Source organism: Paenibacillus thalictri (genome assembly GCF_004307995.1).
In the GTDB taxonomy this organism is placed as follows: Bacteria; Bacillota; Bacilli; order Paenibacillales; family NBRC-103111; genus Paenibacillus_AF; species Paenibacillus_AF thalictri.
The window spans coordinates 163,439-179,736 of record NZ_SIRE01000005.1 but is presented as its reverse complement, the minus strand read 5'-3'; the positions used below and the strand labels follow the sequence as shown (position 1 = coordinate 179,736).

The 16,298-nt window shown below is 49.4% G+C and carries 16 protein-coding genes and 1 riboswitch; of the genes, 2 read left to right on the top strand and 14 right to left on the bottom strand.

The genetic code is table 11. The features are described 5' to 3' along the window. Nucleotides 1-40: 40 nt before the first annotated feature. The 8 genes from EYB31_RS07345 to EYB31_RS07310 all read right to left on the bottom strand — a co-directional run bounded on the left by EYB31_RS07345 (nt 41) and on the right by EYB31_RS07310 (nt 7,832). A complete protein-coding gene (locus tag EYB31_RS07345) occupies nt 41-403 on the bottom strand; it encodes a competence type IV pilus major pilin ComGC (protein WP_131012639.1) in 363 nt (120 codons plus the stop codon). Between the two features lie 58 nt (nt 404-461). Continuing rightward, complete coding sequence (locus tag EYB31_RS07340) at nt 462-1,673, bottom strand: type II secretion system F family protein (protein ID WP_131012638.1); 1,212 nt, start codon at nt 1,671-1,673, stop codon at nt 462-464. 55 nt (nt 1,674-1,728) lie between these two features. Further along, the gene (locus EYB31_RS07335) at nt 1,729-2,763 is read right to left on the bottom strand and encodes a type IV pilus twitching motility protein PilT (RefSeq protein ID WP_131012637.1); all 1,035 of its coding nucleotides are present in this window, start codon (nt 2,761-2,763) and stop codon (nt 1,729-1,731) included. 169 nt (nt 2,764-2,932) lie between these two features. After that, nucleotides 2,933-4,600, bottom strand: coding sequence for a GspE/PulE family protein (locus EYB31_RS07330; RefSeq protein ID WP_131012636.1), 1,668 nt, complete (start codon nt 4,598-4,600; stop codon nt 2,933-2,935). Nucleotides 4,601-4,656: 56 nt separating this feature from the next. Beyond that, nucleotides 4,657-4,740, bottom strand: a riboswitch (cyclic di-GMP riboswitch). 144 nt (nt 4,741-4,884) lie between these two features. Further along, nucleotides 4,885-5,793: a lysophospholipid acyltransferase family protein gene (locus tag EYB31_RS07325; RefSeq protein ID WP_240762179.1), complete on the bottom strand. Its 909-nt coding sequence runs from the start codon at nt 5,791-5,793 to the stop codon at nt 4,885-4,887. Nucleotides 5,794-5,804: 11 nt separating this feature from the next. Further along, entirely contained in the window at nt 5,805-6,551 is a 747-nt protein-coding gene (locus tag EYB31_RS07320; RefSeq protein ID WP_240762176.1) for a GNAT family N-acetyltransferase, read from the bottom strand. A gap of 202 nt (nt 6,552-6,753) precedes the next feature. After that, nucleotides 6,754-7,446 (bottom strand): LrgB family protein, encoded by a 693-nt coding sequence (locus tag EYB31_RS07315; protein ID WP_131012635.1) that lies wholly within the window; start codon nt 7,444-7,446, stop codon nt 6,754-6,756. Further along, complete coding sequence (locus tag EYB31_RS07310; RefSeq protein ID WP_131012634.1) at nt 7,443-7,832, bottom strand: CidA/LrgA family protein; 390 nt, start codon at nt 7,830-7,832, stop codon at nt 7,443-7,445. Before EYB31_RS07310 ends, EYB31_RS07315 begins: the two co-directional genes overlap by 4 nt. Before the next feature lie 324 nt (nt 7,833-8,156). Between EYB31_RS07310 and tlp the strand changes: the two genes are divergently transcribed. After that, on the top strand, nt 8,157-8,381 hold the full coding sequence (tlp, locus tag EYB31_RS07305; RefSeq protein WP_131012633.1) for a small acid-soluble spore protein Tlp: 225 nt from the start codon (nt 8,157-8,159) through the stop codon (nt 8,379-8,381). Between the two features lie 80 nt (nt 8,382-8,461). Here the strand turns inward: tlp and rnz are convergent, their stop codons facing one another. The 6 genes from rnz to EYB31_RS07275 form a co-directional block, all read right to left on the bottom strand. After that, on the bottom strand, nt 8,462-9,391 hold the full coding sequence (rnz, locus tag EYB31_RS07300; RefSeq protein WP_131012632.1) for a ribonuclease Z: 930 nt from the start codon (nt 9,389-9,391) through the stop codon (nt 8,462-8,464). Between the two features lie 139 nt (nt 9,392-9,530). After that, entirely contained in the window at nt 9,531-12,971 is a 3,441-nt protein-coding gene (gene metH / locus EYB31_RS07295; RefSeq protein ID WP_131012899.1) for a methionine synthase, read from the bottom strand. Nucleotides 12,972-13,282: 311 nt separating this feature from the next. Continuing rightward, nucleotides 13,283-14,077: an HAD family hydrolase gene (locus tag EYB31_RS07290; RefSeq protein WP_131012631.1), complete on the bottom strand. Its 795-nt coding sequence runs from the start codon at nt 14,075-14,077 to the stop codon at nt 13,283-13,285. A gap of 21 nt (nt 14,078-14,098) precedes the next feature. Beyond that, nucleotides 14,099-14,605 carry a hypothetical protein gene (locus tag EYB31_RS07285; protein WP_131012630.1) on the bottom strand — a complete coding sequence of 169 codons (507 nt, stop codon included), beginning with the start codon at nt 14,603-14,605 and terminating at the stop codon, nt 14,099-14,101. Between the two features lie 50 nt (nt 14,606-14,655). Continuing rightward, nucleotides 14,656-14,859 (bottom strand): DUF896 domain-containing protein, encoded by a 204-nt coding sequence (locus EYB31_RS07280; protein ID WP_131012629.1) that lies wholly within the window; start codon nt 14,857-14,859, stop codon nt 14,656-14,658. A 300-nt stretch (nt 14,860-15,159) separates the two neighbouring features. Further along, nucleotides 15,160-15,492: a LysM peptidoglycan-binding domain-containing protein gene (locus EYB31_RS07275; RefSeq protein WP_131012628.1), complete on the bottom strand. Its 333-nt coding sequence runs from the start codon at nt 15,490-15,492 to the stop codon at nt 15,160-15,162. A gap of 144 nt (nt 15,493-15,636) precedes the next feature. Between EYB31_RS07275 and lexA the strand changes: the two genes are divergently transcribed. Then, complete coding sequence (lexA, locus tag EYB31_RS07270; protein WP_131012898.1) at nt 15,637-16,260, top strand: transcriptional repressor LexA; 624 nt, start codon at nt 15,637-15,639, stop codon at nt 16,258-16,260. The last annotated feature ends 38 nt before the right edge of the window (nt 16,261-16,298 follow it).

Sequence of the window (16,298 nt, the reverse complement as noted above, 5' to 3'; positions counted from 1 at the left end):
GAGTTACCTTTCTAGGTTTAATGAGCTTATGTTTTATTTATTATGAAGCAGAGTAGGCTACTGTAACTGCCCCCGTAGATGCATCCACCGAAATAGTAAAATGCTTATTAGTGGTTGGGGAAACTTGTGGAAGTGGTTCTGAGTTTAAATATCCTCCTGATACCAAATCCGCCATTGCCGGAGTCGTTGATTTATCCATAATGTATCTTTGAGCGGCATCAATAATAATCTTTTTGGAAGCTGCATCCGCATTCGTTTTGGAAGCATCAAATCCCTTCGTCACTGCCGCCCCTGCCACGGCAGCCAAAATCCCCAAAATCACGACCACCGCCATTAACTCGATCAACGTCATCCCTTTTTGATTTTTCGACAACTTCAGCTTTGTTCTCATGATTGCTTGCATCGCATTTCCTCCCCGAAATGTTGTTTTATTTATGTTTTAACACCGTTAAAACCGTGTATTAATGCAGATTTTCGATAAGTTTAAACGACGGCAGCATAACCGCCAGCACAATCGTGCCTACAATCACAGCCAGGATCAAAATCATGATCGGCTCCAGCAGCGCCTTCAGCCTGTCGGCCATGGCGTCCACATCGGCTTCGTAAAAGTCGGCTACTTTCTCCAGCATCGTATCCAGCGCCCCGGTGCGTTCGCCGACCGCTAGCATTTGCACGACCATCGGCGGAAACAGCCAACTGTTCTTGAACGGCTCGGCGATCGAGTTGCCTCCCCGGAGTCCTTCGCGCGACTGCTGAATCAGCTTGGCCATTACCTCATTACCCACGACGGAAGATACAATCGTCATCGTCTGCAGCATCGGAATGGCGGCTGCAAACAGCGAACAGAAAGTGCGGCTGAAACGGGATAACGCCTGCTTATGCCAGAGCATCCCGAAAACCGGAATTTTCAGCTTCACGTAATCAAGATAATACAGCCCTTTGGGATTTCGCTTGATCATCTTCAGCACGACTGGAGGAATAAATAATGAAATCAACACGAGAAACCAATAGATCTTCATCCAATCGCTGACAGCGATAACGATCAGGGTGGGAAGCGGAAGCTCGAGGCCCATGGAGGAAAAATTACCGGCAAGCCGTGGTACGACAAAGGTCATTAAAATAATGACAACGATCACGGTCACTATCCCCATAATGGTCGGGTACACCATGGCCGATTTGACTTTTTGCTTCGTGTAGTATTCTTTCTCGTAAAAAATCGCAATCCGGGCCAGCATTTCATCCAAGTTGCCGCTGGCTTCCCCTGCTCGAATCATATTGATAAAAATATTGGAAAACACCGTTGGGTATTGAGCTGCCGCCATGGAAAGCTGGGTGCCACGCTGCATTTCATTGGACATTTCGGCAAGGATTTTTTTAAATTCCTTGCTGGCGGCCTGCTCGCTTAATACACGAATGGACTCGACAAGATTAACGCCGGCCTTGTATAAAGTCGCGAGCTGCCGGCAGAACACCGTAAAATGCTCCGTCTTCACCCGGGATCCGCCAAAAGTTAACTCCTTATGCAGCAGACTGCTGTTCTTATCGAACAGCTGCATGACCCACAATCCGTTGTTTTTCAGCTCTTCAACCGCCTGCTGAAACGTCTGCGCTTCCAGCGTGCCTTTGGTAAACTTGCCGTAGTCGTCGACGGCCTTGTATATAAACTTGGGCATGGATCATCAACTCCGACAGCTTGATAGATTATTCTTAGATGCCGGCACGGCTTCATTACTGCAGATCGGCAAACCCAAACAACGCTTCTTTTGCTGCTTCCACCGTAATTTTCCGCTGCTGCAGCAGTTCACGCAGCGACATCTCCATCGTCTGCATGCCTTGAGCTTTGCCTGTCTGCATGGCCGAGCGAACTTGATGCACCTTCTCGGAGCGGATCAGATTGGCGACAGCGGGCGTATTGACCATAACCTCGATCGCAGCTACCCTGCCGTTTCCGTCTACCGTCGGGAGCAACCTCTGGGCCATAACGCCAAGCAATACCGATGCCAGCTGTACGCGAATCTGCTGCTGCGCTTCGGGAGGGAACACGTCGATGACACGATCGATCGTTTGCGGCGCATCGGCGGTGTGCAGCGTGCCAAACACCAGATGCCCCGTCTCGGCCGCCGTGATCGCTGTGCTGATCGTCTCCAGATCGCGCATTTCCCCGACCAATATCACATCCGGGTCTTGACGCAGCGCCGCTCGTAAGCCCGTTCCGAAAGAATTCGTGTCTACGCCGATTTCGCGTTGATTCACGATGCAGGACTTATGGCTGTGAACAAACTCGATCGGATCTTCAAGCGTGATAATGTGATCGTGGCGTGTGCGGTTGATGTAATCCAGCATGGCGGCAAGCGTCGTCGATTTCCCGCTTCCCGTCGGTCCGGTGACAAGCAGCAGGCCTTGCGGCTTTTTGGCGAACTCTTCCGCGATCGGCGGCAATCCGAGCGATTCCATGGCCGGTACTTTAGTCGGAATAAGCCGGATCGTCAGACTCACATTCCCCTTTTGGCGGAAAATATTGACCCGATAACGCGATACATCCGGAATTCCGTAAGAGAAGTCGAGATCGCCTTTCTCCATAAAAGTTTCATATTGCTCGCTTGTCGTAAGCTGCTTTGCCATGTCCAGCGTATCAAGAGGCGCTAAAGGCTGGTCGCCGACCGCCTTCAAGCTGCCGTGGATGCGGAGCATCGCGGGGGAATGAGCCGTAATATGTATGTCCGAAGCTTTTTGCTGAAACGCGAATTTGAGCAATTCGATCATGTCCAACGTGCAATAACAGCCCCTTCCGCTTGCAGCTTATCCTTGATCTGCAACGATATTTTCTTTGATTATACAATAGGAAAACAAGAAAATATAGGCATTTTCAGTTAATTAGACCTACATTTTATGTGAATTATAATACAAAAGTCCCATTTAATTGCATTAAATGTCAAATATCTTTACTTGTTACCCGGAACACCTCGGCAAACGTCGTCTGACCCGCCGCCACCTTCGCCAAACCATCCTGCATCATCGGAATGTACCCGTTCTGAACCGCATACGCCTTATATTCGCTATCCGATCGCCGCTGCAAAATCATCGTCCGCAACGTGTCGTCGATCATCAGTACCTCATGAACGGCCAAACGCCCTTTGTAGCCGCTTCGGCCGCATTCGCTGCAGCCTGCTCCTCTTTTCAGCTTATGAACATGCAGTCCGTGAAGCTGCAGCAGCTTCGACTCTTCTTCCGAAGGTACATATTCGCCCGAACAGGCGGAACATATTTTTCTGACCAGCCGCTGCGCAACAATACAATGAACCGATGAGGAGACCAGGAACGGCTCGACCCCCATATCGATCAACCGCGTGATCGCGTTCACCGCACTGTTCGTATGCAGCGTGCTAAGCACCAGATGCCCTGTCATAGCCGCGCGGACAGCGATTTCCGCAGTTTCATTGTCGCGGATTTCTCCGATCATGACAATATTTGGGTCCTGCCGCAGAATCGTCCGTAGCCCGCGGGCAAAGGTCAGGCCCGTCACCGGATTAACCTGCACCTGATTGATCCCCTGCAATTGATACTCTACCGGATCTTCGACGGTAATGATGTTAACATCCTCACTGTTTAATCTGGATAAAGCGGAATACAATGTGGTTGTTTTCCCGCTGCCGGTCGGTCCGGTAATGAGCACGACGCCATGCGAGCTGTGAATGCCTCTGAGAAATTGCTGCTGGTTGTGTTCGGATAAACCGAGCTTTTCGATTTCTTTTAAGGTGTTCCCGAGATCCAGCACACGCATGACGACCTTTTCCCCATAAATCGTGGGAAGCGTCGAGATCCGGATATCGATTTTGCGGAACTCGACATCCATTTCCACCCGGCCGTCCTGCGGAAGCCTGCGTTCCGCCACGTTCAGATTGCCCATCACTTTAATCCGCGCAACGATCACGCTTTGCATATGCGGCGGCAGCGAACGTTCGGTCCGCATCACGCCGTCCACCCTATAACGTATGCGCAAGCTGTCTTCCTGCGGGTCAAAGTGGATGTCGCTTGCGCCCATCTGCACGGCTTGGATAATGATCTGGTTGACCGTCTTGACGACAGGCGAATCTTCTTCCTCTTGCTGCGGTTTCGTTTCTTCCGTTTCACGTGTCTGTAAAATTTGGCTGATCTGCTCGACGGTCTCCTGCAGCCCATAATAACGTTTAATGGCACGGCCGAGCTCTTCGCGAGCCGCAATAGTCGGCTCAATCCGGAAGCCGGTGCTCATTCGGAGTTCGTCAATCGCAAAATAATCAAGCGGATCGGCCATGGCCAAGATCAGCTTATTGCCTTCGGTGCGAATCGGCAGTACCTGATGTTGTTCGGCAAGCCGCTGGGGAATAATGTTGATAACCTTCTGGTCGATTTTCTGCCTGTACAGCTGAACATGCGGTATGCCCAGCTGAAACTCCAGCACCTCAATGAACTGCTGTTCCGTAATATAATTGCGCTCAATGAGAAACTCACCAAGACGCATTTTCGTCTCCCGCTGTTCCTTGAGTGCGGTTTTCAGTTGCTCATCCGTGAGCAATCCCGCTTCCACAAGCAAATCGCCTATCCGCTTACGTACAACCATATTGGCGAGCGTCCCCCCGGATCGAATTGTTAAAAAAAGGAAAAAGACCTTATCAGAAAGAGAAGGTCGGTTGCACTACTGGTTCCCCGCTGCCCAAGTGCCCACATTACAGACAGCGGATCATTACCACCTGATTCAGTTACGATCGAATTTTCGACAAACCTATTTAATCATATTATTTATATTATTTTCAATACGGTCAATAACTGTATTGAACCGTTTTGTATTAAAATAATCTAAACTTTTGTTAAAAACAACATTAACAAGCTGTAAACACATCACATTTAGCCTGTTTCTGACGAAGATTCCCAGCGCTCATCCATATTAAACCAATAAAACCATTGTTCTGGATGTCTGCAGATCACTTTTTCCATAAACAAGCTGAGGTGGCGGCTCGCGCGTTCCCGCTGCGAACGATCATATAACTCGTATAAACGGAGCGGCTGCTCAAATACGAGTTTATGATGCTCCCCATTCAGCCTCCTTCCGGAAAAAGGCACCACCGGTGCGCCATATTCGATCGACAACATGGCCGCTCCTTCCGGCATGCGGGTCATCCTTCCAAAAAATGTGCTGCGCGGAAAAGCGGGACGGTAAAAATCCCCTAAAATAAACACGATGCCGTTGCCGGCCAAATGTTTTCTTAATTTCCGCAGCAGCTCAATCGGCGGGGTGCTGTCATAGTCCAGTCCTTCGCAGCCCATCTCTTGAAATTTCAAGTAGAGTGGCCTCAGTTCGGGGCTGCTCCCTGTCGCCACGGTGAGACAACGATATTTTTGCGCCAAATACCAATAGTAATAAAAGAAGTTGCCCACATGGGGGGTATACACAATGACGCCTCGCCCCAACTTTAATGCAGCTTCCAAATGCCGTTCGCCGTGAACGGAAAACACATTTTGGGGATGGGTATCCAGGGAAGACGAATCAATCATAATCTCGTATAAACTCATCACGACATTGCTTATATAATTTTTGCAATAAGCTTTAAGCTGCCGTTTATTTTTATCCGGCATCACGTCCTGCATATTGGCGCATATGCGTGATTTTACCGTTTTTCCGGCCATGAGGTATAGCAGTGCCGCGGCGGCTCTGCACAACCCGAACATCATCGGTCTGGGCAGCATTCCGCACCATTTGGCGATCCGGTTTAAGGCCGCGCTGTCGCCTGATATTTTGCCTATCCATTCGTACAAGCGCAATCCACCTACCCGTTCAAAAAGTGCCGCTTATAACGGCGTGTTACCCGGTCTTTTTCCAATACGATAAAAAAATCAACGGTGTTAAATATTTCATCGTATGCCGGATCTCCGCCGATTTCTGCGCCTAGCCATTGGTAACCCTTCATGAGTGGGGGCAGGTTGCGGAACACTTCTTTTTCGTTGATGTCTTCCTCTACCCGGGACAATCCTTGAACACGGTGGGTTGCAAGCGGCTGGACGCCATAACGATGAGAAATGATTTGTTTGTTCAACAGCATGGTGTAAATCCGGTTCAGTTCTTCCATGCTGTTCAGATGAAGACTGGCACAGCCGATCAAATACCGGTAATCCCTCTCCTGAATATAAGCGGCGATGCCTTCCCACAACAACTGGATCGCTTTGCCGCCGCGGTACTCGCGTGCCACACAGCTGCGTCCCAGCTCAAGCGCTTGGGGTTTGAACGGCGCAAAAAACGTCAAGTCAAATTCGGTTTCGGAATAAAATCCTTCGCTGGTGAGTGCCCGATCGCCGGGAAGCATCCGATAAGTGCCCACTACACATTCGGTATCAAGATCTTTGACAATTAAATGATCGCAGTAAACGTCGAATTGGTCTTTCTCCAAGCCGTTTTCATTCAGCATCCTCATATTTTTTTCTTCTTCCACAAATACTTCGTACCGCAGCTTCATTGCCTGCTCGATTTCAGCGGCGGTCGCTGCCAAACTGACAGAAAGGTTTACCTGTTGATTCATTTGCGCGGCTGTTTGCATCACCTTGAATCCACCCTTTCGCTACGGTTGATACCGTTTTCTTGTTTACTACCTCCACGGTAACAAACAAGTATTAAGATGGCGTTTTCGCGGTGTTAAGGTTTTGTGTTATTCGCGGGGCCGCGCTGCATGCAAAAAAGACGCAATCTGCCGAAACAGACTTGCGCCGCCGCTTGCATTCAAGTTAATGGAACAGCCGGTACAACGGGATAAACAAAATCGACGTAATGATGCCTGCCAGTCCCATGGAAAATCCGCTGATCCCGCCTTTCAGCTCCGATTCGCGGATCAGACGCGCCGTACCGATGCCGTGTGCCGACGTGCCGATGGCTGTGCCGATCGCCATATCGCCGCTTATGCCAAACCATTTGAGCACTTCCGGACCGATCATGCTGCCAATCAGCCCGGTTAACACCGTCAGCACCGCCCCCAGCTCGGGAATGCCTCCGGCGGCCCTCACGATTTCAATGGAAATCGGCGTGGAGACCGATTTAGGCATCATCGTCAGCATCAATTCTCGGGTGCCGCCAAACGCCCAAACCAACGCCGCGCTGCTGGCAATTCCGGCTACGGAACCGACGGTAATTCCCGCCAAAATCGAACCGATGCCTTTTTTAATTTTTTGCGCATTTTTATATAAGGGAACACCCAATGCGACCGTCGCCGGCCCCAGAAAAAATTCAATATAACTGCCGCCGATATGATAATCGCTATACGACACGCCCGATACAAGCAAAATGACGATGACCACTCCCGCGCAAACAAATAAAGGATGGAGCCACCGCCAGCGGCGCTGCAAACCAAGCGCCAGCACGTAAGCAAGCACGGTCAGAGCAATGCCAAATAACGGATTTTGCACAAATTCCGACACATTCATAAGCTTCGTTCCCTCCCTGACGACGGCCATGTCCGCTGCGCGGAGGATGACGTTTCCTTCTTGCCGAGCAGCTTAACCGTCCATCCGGTGGCAAGCAAAACCGATATCCAACTCACAAACGTGGTTACAATGATCGTGAGCGCCTGTTCTCGGATCATCGGAAACACCGCCATCGTTCCAACGACGACGGGGGCAAAAAACAGCAGCATATGTTTATTGAAGAACATAGCCGTATTTTCCACCCATTCGAGCTTAATCCATTTTAAAAATAACGACAACGTAAACAACGCCAATCCGATCACATTAGCAGGCAATGGCACATGCAGCAAATGCTGAAAAGCTAATCCTACAAGATGAAAGGCGAGCAATATAGCAAACCCAAGCATGATGAGCCCCCTTCATGAGGTTTGTTCAATAAATCGAATTTATGACAGTTGGTTAAGATCCGGAAGAAAAAAGCTCCTTAATCCAAATAAACAGCACCGTTGCGATAAATAGCGAAATGAGCAGTTCGGCCGCGATCGGCATATGATCCCCCCAAAACCTTCGTTCTGTGGTTAATCATTATGCCTTTCCCGAGCGCTATAGTCGTGTCAAAAGCGTTTAATCCATGAAAAGCATGTATATTCGCCTGCGTTCCGTGGGACTTTAAAGGAGGCATCTTATGCCAATCCGTACAATACCTATGTCCTTAAGGAGGAACTATCACGATGGCTAAACCGGACAATCGCGCAGACAATGCGGAACATCTTCAGCAGCATATCAACAATACTTTGGAGAACCTGGAAGAAGCTGAAGATTATCTCGATGAGCATGCCGACGAAATCAGCACTCAGGAAAAAGAAGACATCCAGCAAAAAAATGCAGGCCGGCGCAGCAGCCTTCAATCGTTCCGCAGCGAACTTGAAGACGAAGCGACCGACGGCGATATTTGAACTTTTATTTCAAGCCCCTTCCTTCTTACAGGAAGGCGGCTTTTTTAGTTTCCAGCGAAACCTTATTCTCCAACCTTTTATTAGCTGACCGGCCGCGGCACCACATATCCCCAGAAATCGCGTGCAATGTACGTATGATGGTGCAGCTTCTTGGCTTCTTCTAACAGCATATCCGTATCGTCACCTTGATATCTGGAGCTGATGTGGGTGAGGATCAGCGCATCCGCCCCGGCTTCTTCTGCGGCTCGCGCCGCATCCATCGTAGTCGAATGATCGTATTGCATGGCAAGTTCTTTCCGATCCTCTGCGAATGTCGCCTCATGGACCAGCACATGGGCATGCAGCGACAGCGGCGCCACATTGGGACACGGTTTCGTATCGCCAAGAATGGTGACGATTCGCCCCTTACAAGGGGGACCGAGATAATCAGCGCCGTTCAACACGCGCCCATCCGGCAGTTCGACGGTTTCGCCTCGCTTAAGCCGGCCGAATAACGGACCGGATTCGATGCCCAGCTGCTTTAGTTTATCCGCTTGCAGTTTGCCTGCCTGATCTTTTTCGGTAACACGGAAACCATAACTGGTGATGCGATGATCCAGTACGGCCGTCTCCACCTTAAATTGATCATCTTCAAAAATAACCCCGTCCGCTTGTTCAACGATATGAAGCTCATACGATAAGTGGGCGCCGCTTGTTTCAAGCAGCAGCTCGACGAGCTGCTTGATTCCTCTGGGTCCGTAGATCGTCAGCGGCGTATCCCCGCCTTGATACGAGCGGCTTGTCAGTAGGCCGGGGATACCGTATATATGGTCCCCGTGCAGATGCGTGATGAACAACTTTTCCACCTTGCCGATGCGCACCGGAGATTTTAAAATTTGATGTTGTGTCCCTTCCCCGCAATCAAACAGCCAATAAACTCCGCGTTCAACCAGCAAATTTAAGATGATCGCAGTTACATTCCGTTCACGCGAAGGCATACCGGCCCCTGTTCCGAGAAAATAAACTTCCAAACCGATCCCTCCTCAACTATGTGCCCTAAACCACTCAAACCGCTTTATTTGTTAGTTTTGCCAAAACCTTGCGCCTTGATGAGGAAGCGCCGAAAAAAAGGCGCGTGGCACATGCCCGCACCTTTTTATTCAACGTACCTTATGCTTTATCCACGTTAAAATACCGCGCCTCCGGATGTGCGAACACAATCGCGGATACGGACGCTTCCGGTTCCATCATACTGCCTTCAGTCAGTTCGACACCGATATCCTCCGGTTTCAGCAAAGCGAAAAGCTGCTGCTGGTCGTCCAGATTCGGGCAAGCCGGATAACCAAACGAGAACCGCTGTCCTCTGTATTTGGCGCCAAAGCGTTCCTGCATCGTCATTTCGGCAGGATCCGGGAACCCCCACGTATCGCGCATCATCTGGTGTATCCGTTCGGCGAACGCTTCAGCCGTTTCCAAGGCCGTCGCCTGCAGAGCGTGGGAACGCAAATAATCTCCTTTGGCGCGCCACTCGGCCGCTTTCTCGCTGATGTGATGTCCGGCCGTGACGACCAAGAAACCGACATAATCCATCTCGCCGCTTTCCACCGACTTGAGATAGTCAGCCAAACATAAGAACGGCTCCGTATCCTGCCGCGGGAAAGCAAATGTTTGCAGCACCTTGCTATGATCCTGCGGATCGTAGATGAAAATTTCGTTGCCGCTGGATTGCGCCGGGAAGAACTGGTACATGCCATGCGCTTTAATGATCCCGTCACGCTGCGCTTGCAGCAAAATATCATCCACCGTTTCTTTTAATTGAACGGCTTTATCGTCTTTATCCGCAAGCAGCTTCTCGACTTTGCCTTTCAGCCCCAAATGGTGTCCAAGCAGCATTTGCATATTAATATAAGGCATAATATGGCCAAGCGGATAGTCTCTGAGCACATGGCGTTCACAATCCGGCGGCAGCTGAACAGGGAGGCTGCGGTTGACGGATGAGGTTTTGACCCGGGTCAGCGCCGGCATGCTTTCTTTTTTGCCCGCTTCCATAACGTCGGACTCCTTGCTTTCACGAAGCTCGCGAATCAAGTTCTGGCGTTGATCGGGATCGCTCAGCTTGTTGGCAATATCCAGCCCATCCATGGCATCCTTCGCATACAACACCAACCCTTCGTATTCAGGGGCAATACGAGTCTTCGTAAATTTGCGCGTCAACGCCGCTCCACCGACCAGAATCGGCACATCGATGCCGGCGTTTTTCATATCCTGGGCGGTAACGACCATTTGCTGAGCCGATTTGACAAGCAGACCGGACAAGCCGATGGCATCCGGTTTTTCCCGGTGGTACGCTTCAATCAACTGCTCCGGCGGTACTTTAATGCCCAAGTTTACGATCTGATAACCGTTGTTGGACAAAATGATTTCCACCAGGTTTTTCCCAATATCATGCACATCACCTTTGACGGTGGCCAAAATAATTTTCCCTTTAACCGCCGATTCGGATTTCTCCATAAATTGCTCCAGGTGGGTTACCGATGCCTTCATCACTTCCGCGCTTTGCAGCACTTCGGCCACAATCAGCTCGTTGTTATTGAACAAACGGCCGACTTCCGCCATACCCTTCATCAGAGGTCCGTTGATAATGTCCAGCGGCACTGCTTTTTCCAGCATGGCGTTAAGATCGGGGACAAGTCCTTCCTTGGTTCCTTCAACCACGTAGGAAGCAAGTCTCTCCTCTAAAGAAAGGTTGGACACCTTTTCTTTCTTCTCCACTTTCTTTTCCCGGAAATGCGCAACAAAAGCGGCTAATGTGTCGTCGTTTGTTTCATAAATCAGATCTTCGGCCAGCTTGCGTTCTTCCTCCGGAATGGATGCATAACGCTCCAGCGCTTCCGTGTTGACGATCGCATAGTCCAGTCCCGCTTTGGTGCAATGATACAAATACACGGCATTCAACACCTCGCGGCCTGCGGTAGGCAGACCAAACGAAACGTTGCTTAATCCGAGAATCGTCTTAGTTTCCGGCATCGCTTCTTTAATCAGACGTATGCCTTCGATTGTTTCTTTAGCCGAACCAATGTACTGCTGGTCACCCGTGCCTACCGGAAATACAAGCGGGTCAAAAATAATATCCGACGGCTTCATGCCGTACTTATGAACAAGCAGATCGTGCGAGCGTTTCGCTACTTCCAGCTTGTCTTCGCGGGTAATCGCCTGGCCTCTTTCGTCGATCGTTCCGACGACGGAAGCTGCGCCGTATCTGTGGATTAACGGCACGACCTTCTCGAATTTCTCTTCCCCGTCCTCAAGGTTAATGGAGTTAATAATCGCCTTGCCTTGAGAATGCTTCAGCCCAAGCTCAATAACCCGTATATCGGTGGAATCGACCATCAGAGGCACTTTGACTTTTTTGACAACCAGCCCCAAAAAATTCAGCATATCGCTGATTTCGTCGCGGTCCGGGTCCTGCAGACAGACGTCGATAACATGGGCCCCATTTTTCACCTGGGCTCTGGCGATCTCGGAAGCTTCTTCATATTTGCCTTCGGCAATCAAACGCTTGAACTTGCGCGAGCCGAGTACATTCGTTCTCTCGCCCACCATATACGGACGGTTGGCATCTTCAATATATACCGTCTCGATCCCCGACACTGCAGCTGGGTGATCGCCAAACTGGGTACGCGGCTTGTATTCGCTGAGTGTTTCGGCCATCGCTTGAATATGGGCAGGTGTTGTACCGCAGCAGCCGCCGGCAATATTCAACCAGCCCTGTTCGGCAAACCCGGCCATTTTTTTGGCAAGAGACTCGGGAGACTCGTGGTATTTGCCGTTCTCATCCGGCAATCCCGCATTGGGGTAACAGCTTACCGCCGTTTTGGCGATGTCGGACAATGTGCGAATATGATCGCGCATAAATTCCGGTCCCGTTGCGCAGTTCAAACCAATCGAGATTGGCTCCAGATGCTCAAGCGAAATATAGAATGATTCGATGTTTTGCCCCGCGAGCGTAGTGCCCATCGGCTCGATCGTGCCCGAAATCATAATCGGAAGTTTCCGTCCAAGCGTGTCAAAAGCTTTGCGGATCCCAATGCTGCCCGCCTTCACGTTCAGCGTATCCTGCGACGTTTCAAGCAGCAGCGCATCGACGTCGGCTTCCATCAATGCAAGCGCCTGCTCGTAGTAGCTATCCACCAATTGGTCAAATGTAACGCCGCCCGTAACGGACAAGGTCTTTGTTGTCGGTCCCAGAGCACCAGCCACATATCTTGGCCACTCCGGCGTGCTGTACTTATTGGCTGCGTCCACCGCCAGCTTTGCCGCAACCAAGTTGAGCTCTCTTGAGCGGTCCTCTAGCCCGTATTCGGCCAAAACTACACTCGTCGAGCCAAACGTATTTGTTTCTACGATATCGCAGCCTGCGGCGAAATAAGCTTCATGAATTTTCGAGATGACATCCGGTCTCGTGATGGACAAATATTCGTTGCAGCCTTCAAGATCTTCGCCGCCGAAGTCATCGGCCGTCAGATCCTCCTGCTGAATCATCGTCCCCATAGCGCCGTCAAGGATCAATATTTTGTTCTTCATTTGTTCTTGTATTGAAGGTTTAGTAATGTTAATCAATTCCTTTCCATCCCTTGCAACCATTTCGCTTTCGATTGCTGTTATCAGCTTATTATAGCGATTTTCAACGAATAATGTAAACTAGTACAAGGCAATTTTTCATCGATACCAACAATTTAATTACTATAATACAGATAAAAATACTTATCAATTAAAAGTACGGATGGCTTTGGCTGAAATTCGTATACTGTTCATCGAACCGGCCGGCTGGGCGGCTCAGCCTTCCAACGATCTCTTCCTTTCAAAAAGCTTCATACAACCAAAAACCCGGCGGCTGTTAACGAACCGGCGGGTTTTTTATCTTAAGATAAAGTATCGATAATTCCTTGAATTTCACGCAAGTTTTGAATTTCGTAAGCGGGAATGATTTCGTCCGTACGCTGCATGCCGTGGCGGTTAATCCACATGTTCCGCATGCCGATATTATTGGAGCCGAGAATATCGGTGGTCAGCTTGTCCCCGATCATAACCCCTTCGGAAGCGTCAATGCCCAGCAGTTCCGCCGCATGGCGGAAAATCGAGCTGGCCGGTTTCCCTTCGCCAAAATCGCCCGAAATGACAATATGGTCAAAATATGGCGCAAGCAGCGGGACGCCTGCCAGTTTTTCTTTTTGCAAATCGGGTGAACCGTTGGTCAGCAGCAGCAGCTTGTACCGCTTCTTCAATTGATCTAGCACTTCGAACGTTTCTTCGTATACGATCGGACGCGAACGGCGCTCCGCAGCGAACTGCTCGCCTAATTGCCGTCCAAGCTCCGGGTTGTCAACGCCAAGAGCTTTCAAGCCGCCGGTCCAAGATTGGCTGCGGTATGCTGGCACCAAACTTTGCAGCTTGCGAAACTCCTCTTGCTTCCCTTCCTCAAACCGGGCCCACAGTCCCTCGAACGGATTGATGCCGATCATCTTGGTGAAAGGAAACGTTTCATACGATTCATATAATGAACGCGCCGTTTTGCGGACTTCTTCCTCCAGCTTGTCCGGGTCGACGCCAGTTTGCTTGGAAGCTGCCTCGCAAGTCGCGCGAAAAGCTTCTCTCACGCTGCGCTCGTCCCATAATAAAGTATCGTCAAGATCAAATAACACCGCTTGAATAGCCATTAGTCGAGTTCTCCCTCTCTGTCAGTTGTCCTTCACCGTAATGTTGTGCGTTTTGGCAAAAGCAGCAAGACGCTCCCCTACTTCGGTAATGTTCATTAGATGGTAAATACGTGAAAACATCCAACGCTGCTTGTTTGCGCCTTCAATCACAACTGCGTCTTTTAAGATCGTAATTGCCGTTACATCTTCGGCTTCCAGTGTGCGATTGCCTGAAAAACGGCGAGTAGTCAACGCTTTCTTAGATATTTTCAAATAGGGGCGGCGGACAAAATAAGTAAACACGCCTAAAGCGACGTAACTCCCGCCGGTGACCCAATACATCGTCTCATCCTGATTGGCGCCGCGGAACGAGATGAAGCAAAAAATACCTACAAAAATAAGAAGCAGCGGAAATAACCAGCTTCTTCCCTTCATCACAAATCCCGACTCCGAGGAAGTTTCGGAAATCGGCTTTTTCCCTTGTTTGGCTCGTGTTTTGTTTAATTGCTTCGTGTTTTTTTCAACCATGCGCTCCCATTTACGCGACATATGTTCCCCCTGCTACTTTTTAAGTTAAGATAAACTTCTAATTCGAAGATTTAATTGGGATCGGAATCCGGCTCGTCTTTATCGACAAACTTAATATTGTCCAGCTGATCTCGCAAAGAATTTTTAAAAGCGTTAATGTATCTTTTTCTCAGCTCGTTGCGTTCAACGATTTCTTCGTCCGTAAGCCCGACGGTTTTCGCTTTTCTTGCCAATTCGTTGATCCGTTCAATATAATCCAAATTGCCTTCGCTCATGCTATCCTCCTGATGCATTTAGTTTAGTTTCAATAAGCCGCAATTTCAAAATACAGATTATACTTTGACATCTGGAATACATAATGTCAAGATCTCTTGCAAAAACAAAAAAGACCCTCACATCGAGAGTCGCCTTCTATATATGAAACGAGGGGCAATTCCTATGCCACGGCCAAAATCCCCATGAAAATTCAATCAGTTATATGCGAATCTAACAGTTGCCCAACATGGTGTCACACATTCAGCCATTATGATGTTCGTAATCGCATAGTCGTATTCCTATCGGGCATGATCATAACGTTAAGGCAATTGTAAGGATTGCCCTTCGCGCAGCATGCTTGACTTCATGCCGTTCAGCTTCTTGATTTCCTCTATATATAGACGTATGTCTTGGTGTTGCGGTTTGTTGATAGCAGCAATCGACCACAACGTATCGCCCTGTTCAACCGAAACGGTATTTGCAGGTTTCGCGGAAGAAGAAGCTTCTTCCGGCCCGTCGCTTCCGGCGTATACCGAAACGATAGCGAAAAAGGTAAACAGCACAGCGATAAAGCAAAACACAACTAAAAACCGAATGAATTGTTTGTCGCGATTTTTGACCGTTTCTTGTTGAAATGCGGACCGATATACCATGTTACACATCCCCCAAACATTTGTTCTGTTTTCATCATATAGCGAACAAACGTTTGTGTCAATGGTTTTTTCGAACTTATGTTTGTACGAACTCCGGTTCTGTGGTATACTTTGGATAATTATTTGAACAGTGGAGTGATGAACGTGGGCAAGCTTTCTAATCGTCAGCATGCAATCCTGGACTTTATTAAAACCGAGGTTAAGGATAAGGGCTATCCGCCATCCGTCAGGGAAATCGGAGAAGCTGTAGGGCTTGCGTCCAGTTCGACCGTTCACGGTCACTTGGAGCGTCTGGAGAAGAAAGGGCTGATCCGGCGCGACCCTACTAAACCCCGCGCGATCGAGATTTTGGACAGCGATTCTTCCGGTTTGGTCGATTTCTCGCTGTCGGTAACTAGAGTGCCGCTTATCGGCCGAGTTACTGCGGGCATTCCTATCACAGCCACCGAGAACATCGAAGATTATTTCCCGCTGCCTAACCATTACGTGAACGACGACACCGTCTTTATGCTCAGTGTTATCGGAGACAGTATGATTGAGGCAGGCATTCATAACGGCGATTACGTGATCGTACGCCAGCAGCAAACCGCCAATAACGGAGACATTGTCGTTGCCATGACCGAAGATGACGAAGCAACGGTTAAGCGCTTCTATAAGGAGAAGGATCATTTTAGATTGCAGCCGGAGAACGCTTCCCTTCAACCGATCCTTTTGAAGAACGTCACGATTTTAGGTAAAGTCATCGGACTTTTTAGAGACATTCATTAAATATCAGCCACCGCTAATTACAAGAAGCCCTCGGCCGG